This is a genomic window from Nocardia cyriacigeorgica GUH-2, from assembly GCF_000284035.1.
Classification (GTDB): domain Bacteria; phylum Actinomycetota; class Actinomycetes; order Mycobacteriales; family Mycobacteriaceae; genus Nocardia; species Nocardia cyriacigeorgica_B.
Window position 1 is genome coordinate 1432729 of sequence record NC_016887.1, and the last position, 19592, is coordinate 1452320.

20 protein-coding genes and 1 tRNA gene are annotated in these 19592 nt (G+C 68.2%); 9 read left to right on the plus strand and 12 right to left on the minus strand.

All coding sequences use genetic code 11. The annotated features are described in order from the left end of the window. Window positions 1-33: 33 nt before the first annotated feature. Window positions 34-642: a TetR family transcriptional regulator gene (locus NOCYR_RS06505; protein ID WP_148280547.1), complete on the minus strand. Its 609-nt coding sequence runs from the start codon at window positions 640-642 to the stop codon at window positions 34-36. A 181-nt stretch (window positions 643-823) separates the two neighbouring features. Between NOCYR_RS06505 and NOCYR_RS06510 the strand changes: the two genes are divergently transcribed. The 5 genes from NOCYR_RS06510 (at window position 824) to NOCYR_RS06530 (ending at window position 4867) form a co-directional block, all read left to right on the plus strand. Next, window positions 824-1882 carry a ferredoxin reductase gene (locus tag NOCYR_RS06510; RefSeq protein ID WP_014349560.1) on the plus strand — a complete coding sequence of 353 codons (1059 nt, stop codon included), beginning with the start codon at window positions 824-826 and terminating at the stop codon, window positions 1880-1882. Between the two features lie 20 nt (window positions 1883-1902). After that, window positions 1903-3087, plus strand: a complete 1185-nt coding sequence (locus NOCYR_RS06515) for a fatty acid desaturase family protein (protein WP_014349561.1) — start codon at window positions 1903-1905, stop codon at window positions 3085-3087. Next, window positions 3088-3429, plus strand: a complete 342-nt coding sequence (locus tag NOCYR_RS06520; protein ID WP_014349562.1) for a hypothetical protein — start codon at window positions 3088-3090, stop codon at window positions 3427-3429. Window positions 3430-3642: 213 nt separating this feature from the next. Then, window positions 3643-3963 carry a hypothetical protein gene (locus NOCYR_RS06525; RefSeq protein WP_014349563.1) on the plus strand — a complete coding sequence of 107 codons (321 nt, stop codon included), beginning with the start codon at window positions 3643-3645 and terminating at the stop codon, window positions 3961-3963. Window positions 3964-4141: 178 nt separating this feature from the next. Beyond that, complete coding sequence (locus tag NOCYR_RS06530) at window positions 4142-4867, plus strand: DUF4389 domain-containing protein (RefSeq protein WP_014349564.1); 726 nt, start codon at window positions 4142-4144, stop codon at window positions 4865-4867. Window positions 4868-4929: 62 nt separating this feature from the next. Here NOCYR_RS06530 and NOCYR_RS06535 read toward each other — a convergent pair whose 3' ends face one another. From NOCYR_RS06535 to NOCYR_RS06570, 9 genes are all read right to left on the minus strand, one after another. Then, window positions 4930-6171, minus strand: coding sequence for an MFS transporter (locus tag NOCYR_RS06535; protein ID WP_014349565.1), 1242 nt, complete (start codon window positions 6169-6171; stop codon window positions 4930-4932). Then, window positions 6168-7274: a PLP-dependent cysteine synthase family protein gene (locus NOCYR_RS06540; protein ID WP_081505328.1), complete on the minus strand. Its 1107-nt coding sequence runs from the start codon at window positions 7272-7274 to the stop codon at window positions 6168-6170. Before NOCYR_RS06540 ends, NOCYR_RS06535 begins: the two co-directional genes overlap by 4 nt. Before the next feature lie 236 nt (window positions 7275-7510). Beyond that, complete coding sequence (locus tag NOCYR_RS06545) at window positions 7511-7936, minus strand: hypothetical protein (RefSeq protein WP_148280549.1); 426 nt, start codon at window positions 7934-7936, stop codon at window positions 7511-7513. 44 nt (window positions 7937-7980) lie between these two features. Further along, window positions 7981-8484, minus strand: a complete 504-nt coding sequence (locus NOCYR_RS30280) for an excalibur calcium-binding domain-containing protein (RefSeq protein WP_014349568.1) — start codon at window positions 8482-8484, stop codon at window positions 7981-7983. Between the two features lie 28 nt (window positions 8485-8512). Beyond that, window positions 8513-8671, minus strand: a complete 159-nt coding sequence (locus NOCYR_RS29640; protein ID WP_158430130.1) for a hypothetical protein — start codon at window positions 8669-8671, stop codon at window positions 8513-8515. 212 nt (window positions 8672-8883) lie between these two features. Beyond that, window positions 8884-9870 carry an ABC transporter ATP-binding protein gene (locus tag NOCYR_RS06555; protein WP_014349569.1) on the minus strand — a complete coding sequence of 329 codons (987 nt, stop codon included), beginning with the start codon at window positions 9868-9870 and terminating at the stop codon, window positions 8884-8886. Continuing rightward, window positions 9871-10692 carry an ABC transporter permease gene (locus NOCYR_RS06560; protein ID WP_014349570.1) on the minus strand — a complete coding sequence of 274 codons (822 nt, stop codon included), beginning with the start codon at window positions 10690-10692 and terminating at the stop codon, window positions 9871-9873. After that, window positions 10685-11506, minus strand: a complete 822-nt coding sequence (locus tag NOCYR_RS06565; protein ID WP_048833055.1) for an ABC transporter permease — start codon at window positions 11504-11506, stop codon at window positions 10685-10687. Before NOCYR_RS06565 ends, NOCYR_RS06560 begins: the two co-directional genes overlap by 8 nt. A gap of 96 nt (window positions 11507-11602) precedes the next feature. After that, on the minus strand, window positions 11603-12514 hold the full coding sequence (locus tag NOCYR_RS06570) for a LysR family transcriptional regulator (RefSeq protein ID WP_014349572.1): 912 nt from the start codon (window positions 12512-12514) through the stop codon (window positions 11603-11605). Between the two features lie 168 nt (window positions 12515-12682). Between NOCYR_RS06570 and mmsB the strand changes: the two genes are divergently transcribed. Together mmsB and NOCYR_RS06580 are read left to right on the plus strand one after the other, a co-directional pair. Next, entirely contained in the window at window positions 12683-13576 is an 894-nt protein-coding gene (gene mmsB, locus NOCYR_RS06575; protein ID WP_014349573.1) for a 3-hydroxyisobutyrate dehydrogenase, read from the plus strand. A 25-nt stretch (window positions 13577-13601) separates the two neighbouring features. Further along, entirely contained in the window at window positions 13602-15086 is a 1485-nt protein-coding gene (locus NOCYR_RS06580; RefSeq protein ID WP_014349574.1) for a CoA-acylating methylmalonate-semialdehyde dehydrogenase, read from the plus strand. A gap of 128 nt (window positions 15087-15214) precedes the next feature. On the opposite strand, the gene NOCYR_RS06585 is transcribed toward NOCYR_RS06580, so the two are convergent. Further along, window positions 15215-16129 carry a sulfite exporter TauE/SafE family protein gene (locus NOCYR_RS06585; RefSeq protein WP_048833056.1) on the minus strand — a complete coding sequence of 305 codons (915 nt, stop codon included), beginning with the start codon at window positions 16127-16129 and terminating at the stop codon, window positions 15215-15217. A gap of 219 nt (window positions 16130-16348) precedes the next feature. Then, window positions 16349-16425: transfer RNA gene (locus tag NOCYR_RS06590), tRNA-Arg, on the minus strand. Between the two features lie 147 nt (window positions 16426-16572). Here NOCYR_RS06590 and NOCYR_RS06595 point away from each other — a divergent pair. Next, on the plus strand, window positions 16573-18612 hold the full coding sequence (locus NOCYR_RS06595) for a cytochrome c oxidase assembly protein (RefSeq protein ID WP_014349576.1): 2040 nt from the start codon (window positions 16573-16575) through the stop codon (window positions 18610-18612). Further along, the gene (locus tag NOCYR_RS06600) at window positions 18609-19577 is read left to right on the plus strand and encodes a serine/threonine dehydratase (protein ID WP_014349577.1); all 969 of its coding nucleotides are present in this window, start codon (window positions 18609-18611) and stop codon (window positions 19575-19577) included. The genes NOCYR_RS06595 and NOCYR_RS06600 overlap by 4 nt, the downstream gene beginning before the upstream one ends. Window positions 19578-19592 lie beyond the last annotated feature (15 nt).

A 19592-nucleotide genomic window follows, 5' to 3' on the forward strand; every position in this document is an offset into this window, starting at 1 on the left:
CTCTGCCCGCCCCGATCCAGAAGGCAGGCCCGGCTACGGCTTCCAGACGCCCATGCCCAGCGCGATGAGCCGGACCTGGTACACCGTGCGGTCGATGGTGCCCTGCTGATCGCGGGGCGCGGCGGCGACGTAATCGGCGATGCCGTCGGCCACGGTGGACACGATCAGGTCCGCCGCCAGCTCGAGATCCTCCGACGACCACGAATCCAGCGCGCTGATCCGGGAGAAGTCGACCACCAGTTCGCGCACGATCAACTGCATCTCCGTGGCGATCGCCCGGCGCAGGGTGGCCGAGCCGCCCCGGCGTTCCCGGGTCAGGAAACCGAACAGCTCGCGCTTCTCGGCCACCTGATCGAAGACGAAGCGCACCGTTTCCGACAGCTGCGGGTCCGGCCTGCGGCGCACCTGCCGCAGTGCCAGGCGCAGGGCCTTGACGCCCTCGTCGACGAGGGTGGCGCCCAGATCGTCCAGTGAGGCGAAATGCCGGTAGAACGCCGTGGGCACGATGCCGGCCGAGCGCGCGATCTCACGCAGGCTGAGCGCGGCGAACCCGCGCTCCGCGGCCAGGGCAAGCGTCCCGTCCAGCAGCGCCTGTCGAGTGCGTTCTTTGCGCTCGACTCGGGTTTCCGCCTGTTCGCTCATCACGGTGAGCATACATCCGTTCACCATGTGCTCTTTCTCCAGATGTAGTTCGCGTCACACCAGCTGCTGGTTGACATCCGTCCCCGGTCATCAGTCACACTATTGAGTGTACAGACGTACACCGAAATTTGTCTCGGGCTCGACTGCCGAGTGTGACCAACGACAGGCACGGAGAAACCGCATGGTGGATCTCATCAATCTGGTGCAGACCCTGACCACACCGCATCCGCTCGACCGCTATCTGGAGCTGGTGCGCCCGATGCTCACCGCCCGGGATATGCGGGCGGAGATCGTGCGGGTGGACCGTTCGGTGCCCGGTACGGTCTCGCTGTCACTGCGGCCGACGCGTCAGTGGGCCGGCTTCCGGGCCGGCCAGTTCGTGCAGATCGGCGTCGTCATCGACGGGGTGCGCCACACCCGCTGCTATTCACCGGTGAATTCGCAGCACCAGCGCGACCGTCGCATCGACCTGACCATCCGGGTGCATCCGGAAGGCCTGGTGTCGCGCTATCTGCACCGCGCCGCCGAGCCGGGGCTGGTCGTCGATCTGGCACCCGCCTCGGGTGTGTTCCATCTACCCGACGAGCGCCCCGACCGGGTACTGCTGATCAGTGGCGGCAGCGGCATCACGCCGGTGCTGTCGATGCTGCGCACCCTCACCGAAGAGGGCTACACCGGTCCGGTGGTGTTCCTGCATTACGCCCGTTCGCCGGAATACGTGCCGCACCGCGCGGAACTGGACGCCATCGCCGCCGCCAATCCGAATGTCAGCGTGCAGATGCGGTACCCGGAGCTGGACGGCAGTGCGTTCGACTACGACGAACTGGAGCGGACCGCACCGTGGTTCGCCGACGCGCATACTTACCTGTGCGGTCCGGCGCCGCTGATGGATTCGGTGCGCCGGGTGTTCGACGCCGAACAGCTCGGCGACCGCCTGCACACCGAGGAATTCACCGTCTCGGTGGCACCGGTCGACGCCGCCGACGCGCACGGCACCATCACCTTCTCCGCCAGTGGCGTCAGCGCCGACGACACCGGCGAGAGCCTGCTCGAACAGGCCGAGGCGGCCGGGCTGAACCCGGAATACGGCTGCCGGATGGGGATCTGCTTCTCCTGCACCGCCGTCCGGCGCACCGGCTGCACCCGCAACCTGCGCACCGGTGAGACCGACGCCGATCCCGATCAGCCCATCCAACTCTGCGTCAGCGCCGCCGTCGGCGACGTCGACATCGACATCTGACAACTGAAGGGGAGCAACCGATGACCATTCTGACCGAGACCAAGGACGGCCCGCTCGTCCTCACCCCGGAGCAGGTCGAGGAGATCGGCCGCGCGCTCGATGAGCTGCGCGATCGCGTCGTCGCCGACCTCGGTGAGCGCGACCGCGAATACATCTACTCGATCATCAAGGCACAGCGCGGTTTCGAGGTCGCCGGCCGCGGCCTGATGTATCTGGGCTTCCTGCCGCCGTTCTGGCTGGCCGGTGTCGCCGCGCTCGGTGTGTCGAAGATCCTCGACAACATGGAGATCGGCCACAACGTCATGCACGGCCAGTACGACTGGATGCGTGAACAGGGCCTCAATTCCCGGGTGTTCGAATGGGATACGGTCTGCCCGGCCGATCAGTGGAAGCATTCGCACAACTACATGCACCACACCTACACCAACATCCACGGGCGCGACCGCGACATCGGCTACGGCATCCTGCGCATCGACGAGGATCAGAAGTGGAATCCGTACTACCTGGGCAACCCGCTGTACGCGTTCCTGCTGATGGTCTTCTTCGAGTGGGGCGTGATGCTGCACGACCTGGAGGCCGACAACATCATCCAGGGCAAGCGCAAGTGGTCGGATCTGAAGCCGCTGATCAAGGGGCAGCTGCGCAAGTCCGGCCGGCAGGTGCTCAAGGACTACATCATCTTCCCGGCGCTGACCGGGCCGCTGTTCGTCAGCACACTGGCGGGCAACTTCACCGCGAACCTGGTCCGCAACCTGTGGGCGTACTCGATCATCTTCTGCGGACACTTCCCCTCGGGCGTACAGACGTTCACCGAGGAAGAGACCGAGTTCGAGACCCGCGGTGAGTGGTACGTGCGCCAGATGCTCGGCTCGGCCAACATCACCGGCGGCAAACTGTTCCACATCATGTCCGGCAACCTGTCGCACCAGATCGAGCACCATCTGTTCCCGGACCTGCCCGCCAACCGGTACCCGGAGATCGCGCCCGAGGTGAAGGCGCTGTGCGAGAAATACGGCCTGCCGTACAACACCGGGCCGCTCGGCAAGCAGATCGCTTCGGTGTGGGCGAAGATTTTCCAGCTGGCATTGCCGCCGCAACTGCTCGAATCCCGTTTCGCCGCCCTGCTGCCCGCTGCACTACGGAAGCGAAAGGCCCCCGGTGTTATCGTGATGCGACAGCGGAAGGCTACCGAAGTGGGCGTGTAAATGATCGGGAAATTCGAAGCCAACAAGGATCTGATCCAGGAATTGACGTCCTCCGGCGCCCGGCATGTCGGCAATATCGCCACCATCATCACCGGCACCGTCCAGGAGGTCACCCGGGAGATCGGTGAGTGGATCACCGACGCGATCGAAATGAACGAGGCGGCGGCCGCGGCCAAGCGCGACGCCGCCGCCGAGCCGGTCGCGGCCGGCGCCGGCGACGAGCTCGACCCCGAGCCGGCTCCGGTCGAGCGCGACCTCGATCCGCGGTTCACTCCGGACGCCGCCCCGGCAAGCTACGTCGAGGCCGAGATCGTCGATCCGGAGACCGACAGCCCGCGCTAGCCGCGGGCCGCCGACCACCATCGCGGCGAACCCCGTGGATGGCAGCGCCGGCGCCGAGGAGTCCGACTGGGACGGACAATCCCTCGGCGCCGGTGCGATCCACCCGGTGCCGCTCACGTGCGCACGCCGTCGCCGCGGCGACCGGCGTATCCCCGGCAACTGCCCGCGCGTAGTGCCTGCGTACCGCATCCCGATGGGCTAGCCTCGGAGTTTGTGCCCGCCTACGTGTCCTCGCCCGAGTTGACATTCGGCTTCATGTTCGCGCTGGAAGACCCCGAGCGAATCGCCGAGGTCATCCGCGATCTCATGCTCCGCCACACGGTGTCGGTGTTCCGGCTGGCCCGGCTGTCCGACGACGCGGGCCCGCCGCAGCGTTATGTCGTGAACTGGTCGTCGATCCCGCAGATCACCATCACCACCAGCGCGCCCGAACCCGATGTGCTGCGCGAGGATCGCATCATGCTGGTCAATGCCTTCCTCGGCGAGGACGGCGACATCAGCCTCTACTCTGCGCACGGCGAAGCGCCACACTGACACCGGAATTTCCGGCCCGGAAAAGCCTGCGACACCAGCGTCGTTCACCCGGCGAACGATTTGTTGGCGTGTCGGTACCGCAACGTTGTCGCGGTCGACGCCGTGGTGGGACACAATCACCACATATCGGCCCGCGTGCCGTCCCGCTCTCCGCCCAGTGGTGAAGGAGTGTCGAAACATGCAACCCGGCAATACCGAGAATACCGGCGTACCCGCGACATCCGGCTATCCGGTCTACGTGCGCGGCGATCTCGACCCGGCGCTGTCGCGGTGGATGTGGCTGGTGAAGTGGATTCTCGCCATTCCGCACTACATCGTGTTGTTCTTCTTGCACATCGCCTACGCGATCGTCACGATCATCGCTTTCTTCGCGATTCTGTTCACCGGCAAGTATCCGCGGGCGCTGTTCGAATTCAATGTCGGTGTGATGCGGTGGTCGTGGCGGGTCTCGTTCTATGCGTGGGGTGTGCTCGGAACCGACAAGTACCCGCCGTTCTCGCTCGATTCGAAGCCGGACTACCCGGCCGATGTGGTGGTCGACTACCCCGAACGCCTGCATCGCGGCCTGGTGCTGGTGAAGTGGTGGTTGCTGGCGATCCCGCACTATCTGCTGGTCGGCGCCATGGTCAGCGGCACCTGGTGGCCGATGGGCTGGGACGACGAGGACTGGTCGGGCGCCTACGCGCCGCCGCTGCTCGGCCTGCTGGTGCTGATCGCGGTCATCGCGTTGCTGTTCACCGCGCGCTACCCGGGCGGCCTGTTCGACTTCGTCGTCGGCATCCAGCGCTGGGCGTTGCGTGTACAGGCGTACTCCTCGCTCATGCGGGACGAGTACCCGCCGTTCCGGCTCGATCAGGGTGCCCGGGAGCCCGGAATGCCGGGCGGCCCGAGCGCCATGCAATAGGCACCGCTGCGGACGTGGGTGGTGTGCGCCGGTGGACCCGGTGCACACCACCCACTGCTGTGTCAGCCCACGGGAACCGGGGCGTCCAGCCGCCCGGCGCGGGCGAGCAGGGCCAGCCCTCCTGTGGAGACCGCCCCGATCGCGATCAGGCCGGCCCAGGCCAGTGAGCTGACGCCGGCCGCCCGCGCCGCGTCCAGGATGGTTCCGGTGCCCAGATTGCCGAGCAGGATGCCGACGCCGACGATGGTGTTGTACAGCCCGTAATGGGTGGCCACCAGCCGGTCACCGCACAGCGCCACCACCGTGTCCATCTCGAACGGGAACACCGCCGCCGCGCCGACCCCGAGCACCGCCGCAGTCGCCAGCATGGCCGCGATCGCCACCGGTGTGCCGAGCGCGGTACCCGGCACCAGCAGCAACGGCACGAACGCGGCCGCCAGGATGCCCATGCCCAGCACCAGGCTGTGCGGCCGGCCCCAGCGTGCGGCGAACCAGCGAGTGATGCGCAGCTGACCCGCGATGGCGATCAGCCCCGACACCACGAACACCGCCGTCATCAGCGTGGTCGCGGCCTCGGCGCCCACCACCCGGTTGGCCTGCATCGGTAGCGCCAGATACACCTGGAACGACAGCACATAGCAGCCGATCATGGCCGCGGAGAACAGCAGGAACGGCCGGTTGGCCAGCACGACTCGCCAGTCGTCGAGCACCGAGGCCGACTTCTTCTCCGCCTCGTGCTGCGGCAGTGCGCGCAACTGGGCGATGGTCAGCAGCGCGAACACCACGGCCGATCCGGCGGCGGTGGCACGGAAATCGAAGGCCATCAAGGCCAATCCGACCACCGGGCCGAACAGGATCCCGGCCTGGTAGAAGATGTTGAACATGGCGAAGGCCTCGACCCGGCGATCGGCGGAGTCCACCGCCAGATAGGCCCGGACGGCCGGGTTGAACAGCGCGCCCGCGAATCCGGTCGCGGCCGAGGCGATGAGCAGCGCGGGCAGCGAATCGGCGAAGGCCAGCAGGGCGAATCCGCCGGTGCGCAACAGACATCCGGCCACGATCAGCGGCTTGTAGCCGAGCCGGTCGGCCAGCGTGCCGCCGACCAGGAACATGCCCTGCTGGCTGAAGTTGCGGATACCGAGCACCAGCCCCACCGCCCACGCCGCCAGCCCCAGCGGCCCCGCCATATAGCCGGCCAGATACGGCATCAGCATGAAGAAGCCGGTGTTGATGGCGAACTGATTGATCATCAGCATCCGGCTCGGCTTGCTGAAGCTGCGGTAGGTGGTGATGAACTCGGTCACCGGGTGGTCTCCTGGATGGTCGAGGCAGTGGTGTCGTGCGGGCTCGTCGCGGAGTGGGCGCCGGTAGACGCCGGACCGGGGCGGTGGCGCCCACGCGGATCGACCACGGTGGTGCATCGCGTCCAGCTGGTGACCACGGCGTCGTCCGGATGGGCGATGGTGGCCGGTTCGTCCGGGATCGCGACATCGAGCAGCCCGTGGTCGCGGCAGTAGTCGTCGTTGTAGACGGTGTCGAAATAGCGCAGTGGACCGTCCGGGAACACCGCGGCGATGCGCACATCGGGTTCGCTGATGCGGGCCAGCCACCCGGCCACCAGCGCGACCGCACCGACACTCCAGCCGCCGCTGGCATGGTGGGTGGCGGTCAGTGCCCGGCACGCCCACACTGCTTCCGCCGGTGCGACCCAATGGATTTCGTCGAAGGCGGCGTAATCGACGTTGTCCGGATGGATGCTGGAACCGAGCCCGCGCATCAGCCGTTGACCTGCGGGCTGGCCGAAAATGGTGGAGGCAACCGTATCGACCCCGACGAGTCGCAGATCCGGGAAGTACTCGCGAAGTACCCGCGCCACCCCGGCGGAGTGGCCGCCGGTGCCCACCGAGCAGACCAGCACGTCGACGCGGCCCAGCTGCGCCACCAGTTCCAGCGCCAGCGAACGGTAGGCGTCGCGGTTGTCGGGATTGCGGTACTGATCCGGGCACCAGGCCGCCGGATCCTCGGCCAGCAGCTCGGCGACTCGATCGCGGCGGGCCTGCTGCCAGCCGCCGACCGGATGTGCCCGGTCGACCAGTTCCACCCGCGCGCCGTAAGCGGCGAGCATATGACGCATCAGCGGCTCCAGGCCCGGATCGGTGACGAGGGTGACCGGATGCCCGTGCACCATCCCGGCCAACGCGAGTCCGAGACCGAGGGTGCCGCTGGTGGATTCGATGATCGGGGCGCCGGGCGCGAGTTCGCCGCGCGCGCAGGCGCGTTCGACCATGTGCAAGGCGGTGCGGTCTTTCATGCCGCCCGGATTGGCGCCTTCGAGTTTCGCCCAGAAGCCGCGGCCGGATGGCGCGAGCGGTTCGGTGATCCACAGGACGGGGGTGTTGCCCACCATCGTGGCCGGTCGGAGGCAGCGGTTCGCCGTCGTCAGCAGGGCGGCGGGGCTGAGGGTGTCGGGGTGGGCGCGGGTCGTCGCCGCGCCCACCAGGGCAGGGGACAGGGCAGCACTGTGCAGGGCAGAAGACATCGTGAACAGTCGATTCTGTGCGGTCGCTGGTCGCAGCGAACAGGTGTGAGTGCGGAAAGCACGAACACCGGCCGGCCCGGCAGCATCGGCCTGACGCTGACCGATCAGTTCCTGGCGATACAGAATCGAGTGAGCAGTTCCCGGCCGCTCGGCGCGAGCGGACCGGGCGAGGGCGGCGCCCGCACCCCGGGTACGAGCGCCGCGGCGAGTGAGCACGCGAAGGTCAGCAGGGTGGCGAGCACCAGCAGGTCGAACAGGCCGGCACCGCTGCGCGGCATCGTCGCGAGGACGACGTCGCCGGGCAGATGCCGGTCCGGATCAGCGGCATGCGGGTGCGGGATCGCCAGCGCGCGCACCGCCTCGGGTGACGCGATACCCGGATCGGTGGATTCGATATGCGGATGCACGAGCGCCGGAGCGTGCGCCGGGAACACATGGCATTCCGGCAGCGACATCGCGATCGACCAGATGGCGAACAGGAACGCGACGACCATCCGGATACCCGGGGTACGTATCGCGTCGGTGCTCACGTCTGCCGATAGTACAACCCCTCGGCAGGTGGTCGCCGAGCTCGCTAGCGGCGGCTGGAACCGGAGCGACTGCCGGACCCGGAGCGACTGCCCGACCCGGAACCGGAGCCCGACTTGCTGCTCGAGCCCGAGCCTCCGCTGGTGGTGTGTTTCGGCGACTGCGTGGTGCGCGGATGGGACGACCCGCCCGAGGCGGTGCCGCCGGGTGCGACCGTCGGGGTGGGCGCGGACTGGGTGGCCGCACCCGGCACCACCCGCTTGGTGGTCGAGGTACCGGCCGGCCGATCGGCACAGGCGACGCCGTCGTTCTTGCCGTCGAGCTGATCGAGCTGGGTCGTGTAGCCCGGCGAGCCCTTGCGCAGCGGCGCCTTGCCGGCATCCCAGACCTGGGTGCAGTTCTGGAACGGCTGCGCGCTGGTGGTGGCCGCCGAATGCGAGGAACTCGACGAGCGGCGCTTCTTACCGGAGCCGCAGCCACTCATCGTCAGCACCAGGACGGCGGCGAGCAATGCGCCGAGTATCACGAGCACAGGCCGGGACTTGACCATGATCGGGCTCCCCCCAAAGGTTTTCGGATCAGGCGAACGTCAGCCAGTATTTACGACGAGTGCGCCGTCGGCAATATCGGCCCCGCAACGAGCTCGCCCGGTGTTCGTCGCGGGCGGTGTGCACGCCGAGTGCAATGCCGATCAGCAACGCGATCATCATCGCCGCGAGCAGCGCTATCGTCGTCATCGTTCACCCTCATGACCGGACGGGCCCGACAATCCGATGTCGCACCGGATGGAGTCGATGGCAGGTCCGAGCTGCGGCGCGGTGGGGGCCGCGCCGGTTTGTGTCGCCGGCGCGGCGGCCGCGCCAGGCATGTCACCGGTTCATCCACCCGGCGACAACCGGTGTTACGTGTCGCCGCCCGCGTGTCGCCCGGCGTTCCGTGCGGCCGCCGATCAGCGGGCCGACTGGTAGATCCGGCGCACGATGTCCTCGATCTCGGGTTCCTCGATGGACAGATCCCGCACCTCCGCGCGCGCCGAGACGGCGGCGAGCAGCGATGCGGCGGTGGTGGTTTCGGCATCGAAGGCCAGCCGCTGCCGCACCCCGCCGCCTTCGCTGGACACCAGGGTGGCGCCCGGCAGATCGCTCAGATCCGGTGTAGCTTCGGCGAGGTCGACCACCAGGACCCGGCGCGCGCCGACGGTCGCGCCGAGCCCGGCCAGCGTGCCGTCGTAGACCAGCTTGCCGTGATCGACGACCAGCACCCGGTCGCAGAGGCGTTCGATATCGCCCATGTCATGGGTCGTCAGCAGCAGGGTGGTGCCGCGCTGGGTGCGCTCATCGCGCAGGAATTCCCGCAACCGCTGCTTGGACAGCACATCGAGTCCGATGGTCGGCTCGTCCAGGATCACCAGGTCGGGGGAGTGCAGTAGCGCCGCCGCGACCTCCGCGCGCATCCGCTGGCCCAGCGACAGCTGACGCACGGGTGTGTCGAGGGTGTCGCTCATCTCCAGCTGTTCGACCAGCTCGTGCGTGCGTTTGCGGGCGATCTCGGTATCGAGCCGGTGGATCGCCGACAGAATCGAAAACGATTCGCGCAGCGGCAGATCCCACCACAGCTGCGAGCGCTGCCCGAACACCACCCCGACCCGGCTCGCGAGTTGCCTGCGCTGGCGTACCGGCTCGAGCCCGCAGGTGCGCACCTGCCCGGAGGTCGGTACCAGGATGCCGGTCAGCATCTTGATGGTGGTGGACTTGCCGGCGCCGTTCGCGCCGATATAGCCGACGGCGGCGCCGCGCTCGACCCGGAAACTCATCCGGTCGACCGCGGTGAGTACCTCGCGCCGCCTGCGCCAGCGGTCGCCGTCCTTGCGCCGCAGTACGAATTGCCTTGTCAGATTCTCGATCTCAATGATCGGTTCCATCGTCATGTCGTCCATCTAGCCGCCACCTCCCTGGTAGTGCCTGGTGCCGAGCCGCCACATCCCGAGTGCGATCAGCCAGACCCACAGCGCCGCCAGCGGCGTCAGCCACGCCAGCCACGCGGGCAGGAACGCCGGCCCGGGCACCCCGAGCAGGGCGATGGTCGGCAGGTAGGCCGTGAACGCGACCGGAATGGCGAAGCCGAACAGCAGCCGCAGCGGTACCGGGAACACCGACGCGGGCTGGGTCGCGGCGAATACACCGCCGTAGGTGAAGCTGTTGGTGAGTTCGGAGCCGTCGATCAGGTAGAACTGGCAGCCCGCAGCGCAGACGAACAAGCCGCCGAACAGCGCGATGGAGCTGATCAGCGCCGTCACCAGCAGCAGGACCGCGCCGAGCGACCAGTCGATGTCGTTGCGGGTCAACCCGGCGATGAGCACCGCGACCGACACGATCGCGCGGGCGAAGCGGCGCAGCGCGATATCGCCGGTGATCAGTTGCAGCAATAACGGTTGCGGGCGCAGGTGATAGATGTCGAGGGTGCCGAGCCGGATCAGCGTCGGCAGCTGGTCGAGATGTCCGAACAGCACTTGGGCCAGCGCGAACCCGGTATTGCTCAGTCCGAACAGCAGCAGCGCGCCGTTCAGGTCGAGCCCGCCGAGCACCCGCCCACTGCCGAAAATCACCCACACCTCGGCGAATTCGGCCAGCCCGAGCAGCAGCGAGCCGAACAGATCACTGGCGAAGGACAGCCGATAGCTGCGTTGCGCGTCGAGGCGTGAGCGCAGGACCGCTCGATACGGGGTGAGCCAGGTGCCTGCCGCGGTTCGGTCAACCACCTTGCACCTCGAGCCTGCGTCGTCCGGCCCGCAACAGCACCTGGCCGAGTGCGCCGATCACCACCACCCAGAAGAACTGCACTCCGACCACTTGGAGCGCGTCGAGGCCGACGACCCGGCCCGACAGTACGTCGACCGGCGCTTGCAGGATCGACGGAAAGGGCGTGGCGTTCGCGATGGCGCGCAGCCAGTCCGGAAACGCGTGAATCGGGACCGCCAGACCGGCCAGGAACACCCCGCAGGTCCGGTGCAGAATCTCGATGCCGCGCGTCTCCACCACCCAGAATCCGATAGTCGTCACCGCGAACAGGCACAGGAACGACACCGTGACCGCCAGCACCACACTGATCAGCCCCAGCAGATAGGGCCCCGGCGTCGTCGGCATCGCCACGCCGAAGGTGAGGGTGCCGACCAGGATGCTCGGCACACCACGCGGCAGCAGGGTGCAGGCCGCGCGACCCAGGTCCGCGGCGAGGTAGCCCAGTTGCACGTCGACCGGGCGCAGGAAGTCGATCGCGATGTCACCGTCGCGGACGCGTTCGCGCAATTCGAGGTTCGGGCCCATGAATTGCACCGCGCCGAGTAGACCCTGCGAAATCCACACGTAGGCGCCGATGCTGTCGGCGTCGTAGGCGCCGAAACTGCCCGCCGCTCCCACCGCGGCCACCATCACCGCGGCGCGCACGAACCCGAACACACAGTTGGTGAACAACCCCGCGAACATGGCCAGTTTGTACTGCCATTGCCTGCGGAAACCGGCCACCGCGAGATACCAGTACACCGCGGCCGACCTGCGCAGATCGAGCGCAGACATGAGCACAGCAGACCCCCTCCCGATGCCGAGACACAAGCGTATGACTTTACCCGCCATACGGGTTCGACGGAAGGTGGTTGGTGCTCGAACAGCGGATCAGCCGGGGCGCCCGCGCAATTCGGCCGATCGTGACTCGACCTCGGCGCGCAGTGCGGTGAGTACCGCGCGAACGGCATTGCTGCGCAACGATTCCTCGCGCGCCACCGACCAATACGAGATCTCCGGATTGAACTCCGCGCGCAACAGCCGCCGCAGTTCGGGTCGCTCGTCGGCCAGATACACCGGCAGAATCCCGATGCCCGCGCCCGCGACCGTGGCTTCGACGTGAGCGAAGACGCTGGTCGAGCGCAGGCTGGTGGCCGGCTGTGGCAGCAGCTTGGCGGCCAGATCCAATTCGTCGACCTGCAGCGCGGATTCGATGTAGTAGATCAAGCGGTGATCGGCGAGGTCGGCGAGCGAGGCGGGGCTGCCGTGGCGGGACAGGTAGGTGTCGCTGGCGTAGAGGCCCAGGTAGTAGTCGGTCAGGAAACGCGCGATGGCCCGGTGCACATCCGGGCGGCCCGCGACGATCTCCAGATCGACTCCCGACCGGTTCTGGCGCACCCGCCGGGTCGCGCTGATCAGCTCCACCGACAGCCGCGGATGGCGTTCTTGCAGCCGCGCCAGCGCCGGCACCGCGAACCGCACCGCGAAACCATCCGAGGCCGCGATCCGCACCAGCCCGCTCACGCCGTCGCGCACCGCTTGGGCCGGGGTGGCCAGCTGCTGCAACGAGCGCTCGATCTCCTCGGCCACGACCAAGGCGCCACGACCCAATTCGGTGAGTTCCCAGCCGCCCGATCCGCGCACCAGCACCCGCCCGCCCATGGCCTTCTCCAAGGCGGCGATGCGGCGCGAGGCGGTGGTCGAGTTCACGCCGAGCGCGTCGGCGGCCGCGGAGAATTTGCCCAGCCGCGCCACGGCCAGCATGACCAGCAGATCATCGGGGTTGGGCTGGCCCGCGGCCATGTTTCGTCGCTCTGCCGTCACCCGACGATCTCACCACGAAGGCTGCAAATTTGCAGCACATTGCTGCAAAAGTAGGCCAAGAACTGCATTGATATCCATGCGGGGCGTCCCATAGCGTGGCCTGCATCACTTCGTACTTGCCAATCGACATCAGGATGGAGCTCGACGATGGCAACAATCGCGTGGATCGGCCTCGGCCATATGGGCCAGCCCATGACGGCGAATCTGGTGGCCAAGGGGCACACCGTCCACGGTTTCGACCTGAACGCCGACGCACTCGCCGCCGCGGCGGCCACGGGTGTGAAGCCGTGTGAGTCGATCGCCGAGGCGGTGCGTGGGGTGGACGCGGTGTTCACCATGCTGCCCAAGGGTGAGAACGTACGCGCGGTGTACGAGGGTCCCGATGGGGTGCTCGCGCAGGCGGATTCGTCGGCCTTGCTGGTGGACAGCTCCACCATCGATATCGACACCGCGGCCGCCCTGCACGAGATGGCGCGCGAACGGGGTTTCCGATTCGTCGACGCTCCCGTCTCCGGCGGCATCAGCGGCGCCGCCGCCGCGACGCTCACCTTCATGCTCGGCGGCGAGCCGGATGCGGTGGACGCCGCCGCCGAACTCGTCGAGCCGATGAGCCGCAACATCATCCGCACCGGCGGCGCCACCTCCGGTCAGGCCGCCAAGATCTGCAACAACATGATGCTGCTGATCAATCTGGCCGGCTGCGCCGAAGGTGCGGTGCTGGCCCAGCGCCTCGGGCTGGACCCGCAGGTGTTCTGGAATGTCGCCTCGGTGTCGTCGGCGGATTCGTGGGCGCTGCGCACCTGGTATCCGGTGCCGGGGATCGTCGAAACCTCCGCCGCCAACAACGGTTTCGATCCGACCTTCGCCGCCAGCCTGGCCAACAAGGACATCGGCCTGGCGCTGCGCGCGGGCGAATCCACCGGCACCCCGCTGCCGACGGCGAGCATCGTCGCAGGCCAACTCCAAGACCTCGTCGACAGCGGCCTCGGTGACCGCGACTGCGCGCTGATCATCAAGCACATCGACGACTCCATCGCCTGAGCTCCCGACCCGAAAGACACAGACAATGAACCGCATTCCGCATTACCTCAACGGCAAACGCATCGACACCGGCGTCCGCACCGGGCCGGTCTTCGACCCCGCCACCGGCGCACAGACCGCCGAGGTGGTCTTCGCCTCCGCCGCGGAGGTCGCCGATGCCGTCCAGATCGCCAAGAACGCCCTGCCGGGCTGGCGCGCCACCAGCCTCATCAAACGCTCGGATGTGTTCTTCCGGTTGCGTCACCTGATCGGCGAACGGCGCGAGGAACTGGCCCGGATCATCTCGGCCGAGCACGGCAAGACCGTCGCCGACGCAATGGGCGAGATCGCCCGCGGGGTGGAGAACGTCGAATTCGTCGCCGGGCTCACCCATCTGCTCAAGGGTGACTACTCCGAGCAGGTGGCCGGTGGGGTCGACGTGCATCAGGTGAAGCAGCCGGTCGGTGTGGTCGCCTGCATCACCCCGTTCAACTTCCCGGCGATGGTGCCGCTGTGGATGGTGGCCTCGGCCATCGCCTGCGGCAACACCGTCATCCTCAAGCCGAGCGAGAAGGACCCGTCGGCGGCGGTGTTCATCGCCGAACTGTTCAGCGAGGCGGGCCTGCCCGACGGCGTGCTGAATGTGGTGCACGGCGACAAGGAAGCCGTCGACGCGCTCATCGACGACAGTGACGTCGCCGCGGTCAGTTTCGTCGGCTCCACACCCATCGCCGAGGCCATCTACCGCCGCGCCTCCGATCAGGGCAAGCGCGTGCAAGCCCTGGGCGGGGCGAAGAACCACATGGTGGTCATGCCCGACGCCGACCTCGACGCCGCCGCCGACGCGGCCGTCTCCGCCGCCTACGGTTCCGCCGGTGAGCGCTGCATGGCGGTCTCGGTGCTGGTCGCGGTCGGTGAGGTCGCCGATCCGCTGATCGACAAGATCGGCGACCGGGTGCGGGCCCTGCGCATCGGACCGGGATCGGACCCGGCTTCGGAGATGGGTCCGCTGATCACCCGCGAGGCCAGGGACCGGGTCGCCTCCTATGTGGCCGGTGCGGCCGCAGAGGGCGCGAAGGTGGTGGTCGACGGACGTCAGCAGGTGTTCGACTCCGACGGATTCTTCATCGGCGTCAGCCTCATCGACGAGGTCCGGCCCGGCATGAAGGTCTACGACGACGAGATCTTCGGCCCGGTGCTCGCGGTGGTCCGCGTCGGCAGCTACCAGGAGGCCGTCGACCTGGTCAACGACAACTACTACGGCAACGGCGTCGCCATCTTCACCCGCGACGGCAAATCGGCCCGGCAGTTCGAGTTCGACGTGGAGGTCGGCATGGTCGGCGTCAACGTCCCGATCCCGGTCCCGATCGGCGCCTACTCGTTCGGCGGCTGGAAGAAGTCGCTGTTCGGCGACACCCACATCTACGGGCCCGAAAGCATCCACTTCTACACCCGCAGCAAGGTCGTCACCACCCGCTGGCCGGAGCCGTCGGAAAGCCAGGTCAACCTGGGCTTCCCCACCAACTCCTGACCGGAACACGCGGCACCCTTCCGCGGGGGAGGGTGCCGCGTCCTCCCCGGGGCAGACTGCACGGCGGCGGGCCGGTCGGCCGCACGTCCGCTGGTTCGCCACGGAGGGCCGGCGGGTTCGGCGTCGCGTCACAAACGCTGCGCTGCGGGCTCGTCGGCCGCACTCTCCGCCGGTTCGCCACGCTGGGCGCGCAGCTGGGCGAACGAGTAGGCGACGGCTCCCGCCCAGATCACCCCGACGATGGCGTAGACCACCCACCGTGCGCCCGCACCCGCATCGATCCAGTCACTGCGCAGCAGTGTGCGGATATTGGTCAGCACGATGAGTCCGCCGACCGCCGAACCCAGCACCCGCGGCGGCACGTGCCGGACCAGCCAGGCCGCGATCGGCGCGGCGATCAGCCCGCCGGCCAGCAGCGCCAGCGTCCAGCCGAGGTTCACCCCGGCCGAACCGAGCCCGACCAAGAAGCCCACGCTCGCGGCCACGGCGACCAGGAACTCACTGGTATCGATCGAACCGATCACCTTGCGTGGTTCCATCCGTCCGCTGGCCAGGATGGCGGGCGTGCCGACCGGGCCCCAGCCGCCGCCACCGGTCGCGTCCAGGAAGCCGGCGACCAGGCCGAGTGGGGTGAGGAAGCGTTTGCGCAACGGCTTGCCGAGGTTGGTGCGCGGCAGATCGAGCAGCGTGAACCGCCCGAGCAGATAGACCCCGAGCCCCAGCAGGATCAGCGCCATCACCGGTTTGGCCAGATCGGTGGACAGGCTGGACAACACCGTCGCCCCGATGAAGGCCCCCAGCGCACCGGGAATACCGATCCTGGCCACCACCCGCCAGTCCACATTGCCGAACTTCCAGTGCGCCACACCCGATGCGAGCGTGGTACCGATCTCGGCCAGATGCACCGTGGCCGACGCCGCCGCAGGATTGGTACCGAACGCCAACAGCAACGTCGTCGACGTGACGCCATAGGCCATCCCGAGACTGCCGTCCACCAGCTGTGCGGCCAACCCGGCGAAAGCCAGGAGAATAACTGTGCGCATTCCGGACAAGTTAGACATCCAGACCAGCTCTGCCGAGCCCTACGATCACCACGATTCCAACTAGTGCATAGACCGGTTGTGTGCGCTGCGGCTGGTCGGATCAGCTGGCTGAGCGGCAGCGCGGGTGCCGAACGGTTCCGGCGAAATCCCTAGGTGTTTGGGCCGGCTTCGGTGCGGGTATTAACCGCGGTGACCCGCAACACGCAGGTCACCGCGGACTGGCGCCCCCGGCAGGAATCGAACCTGCGACCTAGGGATTAGAAGGCCCTTGCTCTATCCAACTGAGCTACGGAGGCAGTGGGTTCCACCATGGCCGACTTCGGCCGTGCTGTCCAGCGGAAAAGTATAGCGACCGTCCAGCTTTGCCGAGGGGCGGCGCGGTCGTGCGATGGGGATGCCGGGCCGGGCACGCCGGGTCGGCGCTGCCGACTACCCTCAGTCGTATGTCGTCACCGCAGGGCCCGTCCGCCGAAACCGACGTCGAGCTCGCTCGGCCGGGTTCGGCGACGACCTTCGCGGCGCTGGGTGTGCTGGCCGGTGCGATCACCGCGGTGGTAGCCGCACTGGTGGTCGGTTTGTCGGCCGCCGAGGCGCTGACGCTGCTCGGTATTCCCGATCCCGGACCGCTGACCACCTACGGTATGCCTGCGGTGCGCGCGCTGTCGGATCTGTTCGCCGCGCTGACGGTCGGCTCGCTGCTGTTCGCCGCGTTCCTCATCCCGCCGCAATCGAGTGGCCTGCTCGACGTCGGTGGCTATCGCGCGGTGCGCCGGGCCTCGAATATGGCGTTGGCCTGGGCGTGTTGCGCCGCGCTGCTGGTTCCGCTGACGGTGTCCGACACGACCGGGCGCCCTGTGCGGGAGGTGCTCGCGCCGACAGATCTGTGGGGTGCGATCGATCAGGTCGCGCTCGCGGGCGCGTGGCGCACGACGGTGATCTTCGCGTTGATCGTCGCGGTCGGTTGCCGGCTGGCGCTGCGCTGGGGCTGGACGCCGGTGCTGTTCGGCGCCGCCATCGCCACCATGATGCCGCTGGCGTTCACCGGCCATTCGTCGTCGGGCGGGTCACATGACGTGGCCACCAACAGTCTGATCCTGCATCTGATCTCGGCGGCGATCTGGGTGGGCGGACTGTTCGCGGTGCTCGCGCACGCACTGCGTGACGGTACCCACACCGATATCGCCGCCCGCCGGTTCTCCGGGATCGCGACCGTGGCGTTCGTCGTCATCGCGGCCAGCGGCGTCATCAATTCCTGGGTGCGGGTCCCGCTGGACGAGCTGTTCACCAGCACCTACGGCCGGCTGGTGCTGGCCAAGGCCGCCGCGCTCATAGTGCTCGGCGTGTTCGGCTACTTCCAGCGGCGCGCGGCGCTTCCGGCGCTGGCCGCCGATCCGAAGGACCGCTCGGCGCTGATCCGCTTCGCCGCGGTCGAGGTGCTGATCTTCGCCGCGACCATCGGCCTGGCCGCCGGGCTGGGCCGCACGCCGCCACCGCCGCCGCGTACGGTGCCGACTCCGGTGGAGGTGGAACTCGGCTATGAACTGGCCGGACCGCCCACGGTGGCGCGACTGCTGTTCGACTGGCGCTTCGATCTGATCTTCGGAACCATCGCGATCGTGCTCGCGGTGCTGTATCTGCTCGGAGTGCGCCGGCTGCACACACGCGGCGACGCCTGGCCGATCGGACGCACGATTGCCTGGCTGTCGGGCTGCGTCATCCTGCTGTTCACGACCTCCTCGGGCGTCGGCCGGTACATGCCCGCCATGTTCAGCGTGCACATGGGCGCGCATATGGCGCTGTCGATGCTGGTGCCGATCCTGCTGGCACTCGGCGGCGCGGTGACCCTCGCGCTGCGCGCGCTGCCGCCCGCCGGTCGCGGCGGAGTGCCGGGACCGCGCGAATGGATCCTGGCTGCGGTGCACAACCCGGTGTCGCGGGCGCTGACCCAGCCGGTGGTGGCCTCGGTCATCTTCGTCGGCGGTTTCTACGCCCTCTACTTGGGTGGCATCTTCGACAACTTCGTCGACTCGCACGCCGCCCACTTGTTGATGAACCTGCACTTCCTGTTGAGCGGCTACCTCTTCTACTGGGTGGTGATCGGCATCGATCCCAAGCCCCGGCAGGTGCAACCGCTGACCAAACTGGGCATGGTGTTCGGTTCCTTGCCGTTCCACGCCTTCTTCGGTGTCGCCCTGATGAGCACCACCACCGTGCTCGGCGGCTGGTTCTATCGCAGCCTCGGCCTGGACTGGAACACCGATTTGCTCGGCGACCAGCGCACCGGCGGCAGCCTGGCCTGGGCCAGCGGCGAGGTGCCGCTGGTGGTGGTGATGCTGGCGCTGCTGATCCAGTGGTCGCGCAGCGATCAGCGACTGGCCCAGCGCACCGACCGGGCGGCCGAACGCGATCACGACGCGGAGCTTGCCGCGCACAACGCCATGTTCGCCGAACTCGCCCAACGCGACCGGGCGGTGCGCAAATGACCGGCCAGAAGACCTCCTCGCCGCGGCAACGACCCGTTTCCCGGGTGTATCGCTCCGACGTGCGCGCGGCCCGCAGGCGGCTGGCCGGACGGATCCGCCGCACCCCGGTCTTCCACACTTCCGTCTCCGGCCCGGACGGACCGGTGCCGGTCACCCTCAAATTGGAGCACCTGCAACACGGCGGCACCTTCAAGGCGCGGGGCAGTTTCAACGCGCTGCTGGAATCGGGCGAGCACACCGACCACGTCGTCATCGCCTCCGGTGGCAATGCCGGGATCGCCGCGGCGCTCGCGGCCGCCGCGCTGGGCAAGACGTGCACGGTGGTGGTTCCGGAGTCGGCACCGCATACCAAGGTCGCGGCCATGTGGTCCTATGGCGCAGAGGTGCTGTGGCACGGCACCACCTACGCCGAGGCCTACGACTACGCGACCGAACTCGCGGTCGAACGCCAGGCTCTGCAACTGCATGCCTACGACCTGCCCGCCGTCGTCTCCGGCGCCGGTGTGGTCGGGCTCGAGATCGAAGAACAGGTCCGTGGCCGTCCGCCGGTCCTGGTCGCGGTGGGTGGCGGCGGGCTGGTCGCCGGTATCGCCGCGGCACTCGGCCGCAGGCAGCGCGTGATCGGGGTGGAGCCGGAAGGGGTGCCGACGCTGCACGCGGCGGTGACGGCCCGGCGACCGGTCGAGGTCGAGGTGTCGAGCATCGCGGCCGACGCACTCGGCGCCTCCCGGATCGGCGATATCGCCTTCGACATCGTGCGCCGCTACGACGTGGGATCGGTGCTGGTCAGCGATGACGCCATCGCCGATGCACGGGAGTACCTGTGGCGGGAGTTCCGGATGGTGGTCGGGCTGGCCGGGGCGACCGCGCTGGCCGCGATCCGCAGCGGGGCGTATGTGCCGGCGCCGGGGGAGCGGCCGGTCGTGGTGCTCTGCGGGGCGAATACCGATCTGACCACGTTCTAGGGCGAGCCAGGCACT

Coding starts and splice junctions, on each gene's coding strand:
- NOCYR_RS06505 (WP_148280547.1), bottom strand. CDS start 642: ATGAGCGAACAGGCGGAAACCCGAGTCGAGCGCAAAGAACGCACTCGA.
- NOCYR_RS06510 (WP_014349560.1), top strand. CDS start 824: ATGGTGGATCTCATCAATCTGGTGCAGACCCTGACCACACCGCATCCG.
- NOCYR_RS06515 (WP_014349561.1), top strand. CDS start 1,903: ATGACCATTCTGACCGAGACCAAGGACGGCCCGCTCGTCCTCACCCCG.
- NOCYR_RS06520 (WP_014349562.1), top strand. CDS start 3,088: ATGATCGGGAAATTCGAAGCCAACAAGGATCTGATCCAGGAATTGACG.
- NOCYR_RS06530 (WP_014349564.1), top strand. CDS start 4,142: ATGCAACCCGGCAATACCGAGAATACCGGCGTACCCGCGACATCCGGC.
- NOCYR_RS06540 (WP_081505328.1), bottom strand. CDS start 7,274: ATGGTGGGCAACACCCCCGTCCTGTGGATCACCGAACCGCTCGCGCCA.
- NOCYR_RS30280 (WP_014349568.1), bottom strand. CDS start 8,484: ATGGTCAAGTCCCGGCCTGTGCTCGTGATACTCGGCGCATTGCTCGCC.
- NOCYR_RS29640 (WP_158430130.1), bottom strand. CDS start 8,671: ATGACGACGATAGCGCTGCTCGCGGCGATGATGATCGCGTTGCTGATC.
- NOCYR_RS06555 (WP_014349569.1), bottom strand. CDS start 9,870: ATGGACGACATGACGATGGAACCGATCATTGAGATCGAGAATCTGACA.
- NOCYR_RS06565 (WP_048833055.1), bottom strand. CDS start 11,506: ATGTCTGCGCTCGATCTGCGCAGGTCGGCCGCGGTGTACTGGTATCTC.
- NOCYR_RS06570 (WP_014349572.1), bottom strand. CDS start 12,514: ATGGCCGCGGGCCAGCCCAACCCCGATGATCTGCTGGTCATGCTGGCC.
- mmsB (WP_014349573.1), top strand. CDS start 12,683: ATGGCAACAATCGCGTGGATCGGCCTCGGCCATATGGGCCAGCCCATG.
- NOCYR_RS06580 (WP_014349574.1), top strand. CDS start 13,602: ATGAACCGCATTCCGCATTACCTCAACGGCAAACGCATCGACACCGGC.
- NOCYR_RS06585 (WP_048833056.1), bottom strand. CDS start 16,129: ATGCGCACAGTTATTCTCCTGGCTTTCGCCGGGTTGGCCGCACAGCTG.
- NOCYR_RS06595 (WP_014349576.1), top strand. CDS start 16,573: ATGTCGTCACCGCAGGGCCCGTCCGCCGAAACCGACGTCGAGCTCGCT.
- NOCYR_RS06600 (WP_014349577.1), top strand. CDS start 18,609: ATGACCGGCCAGAAGACCTCCTCGCCGCGGCAACGACCCGTTTCCCGG.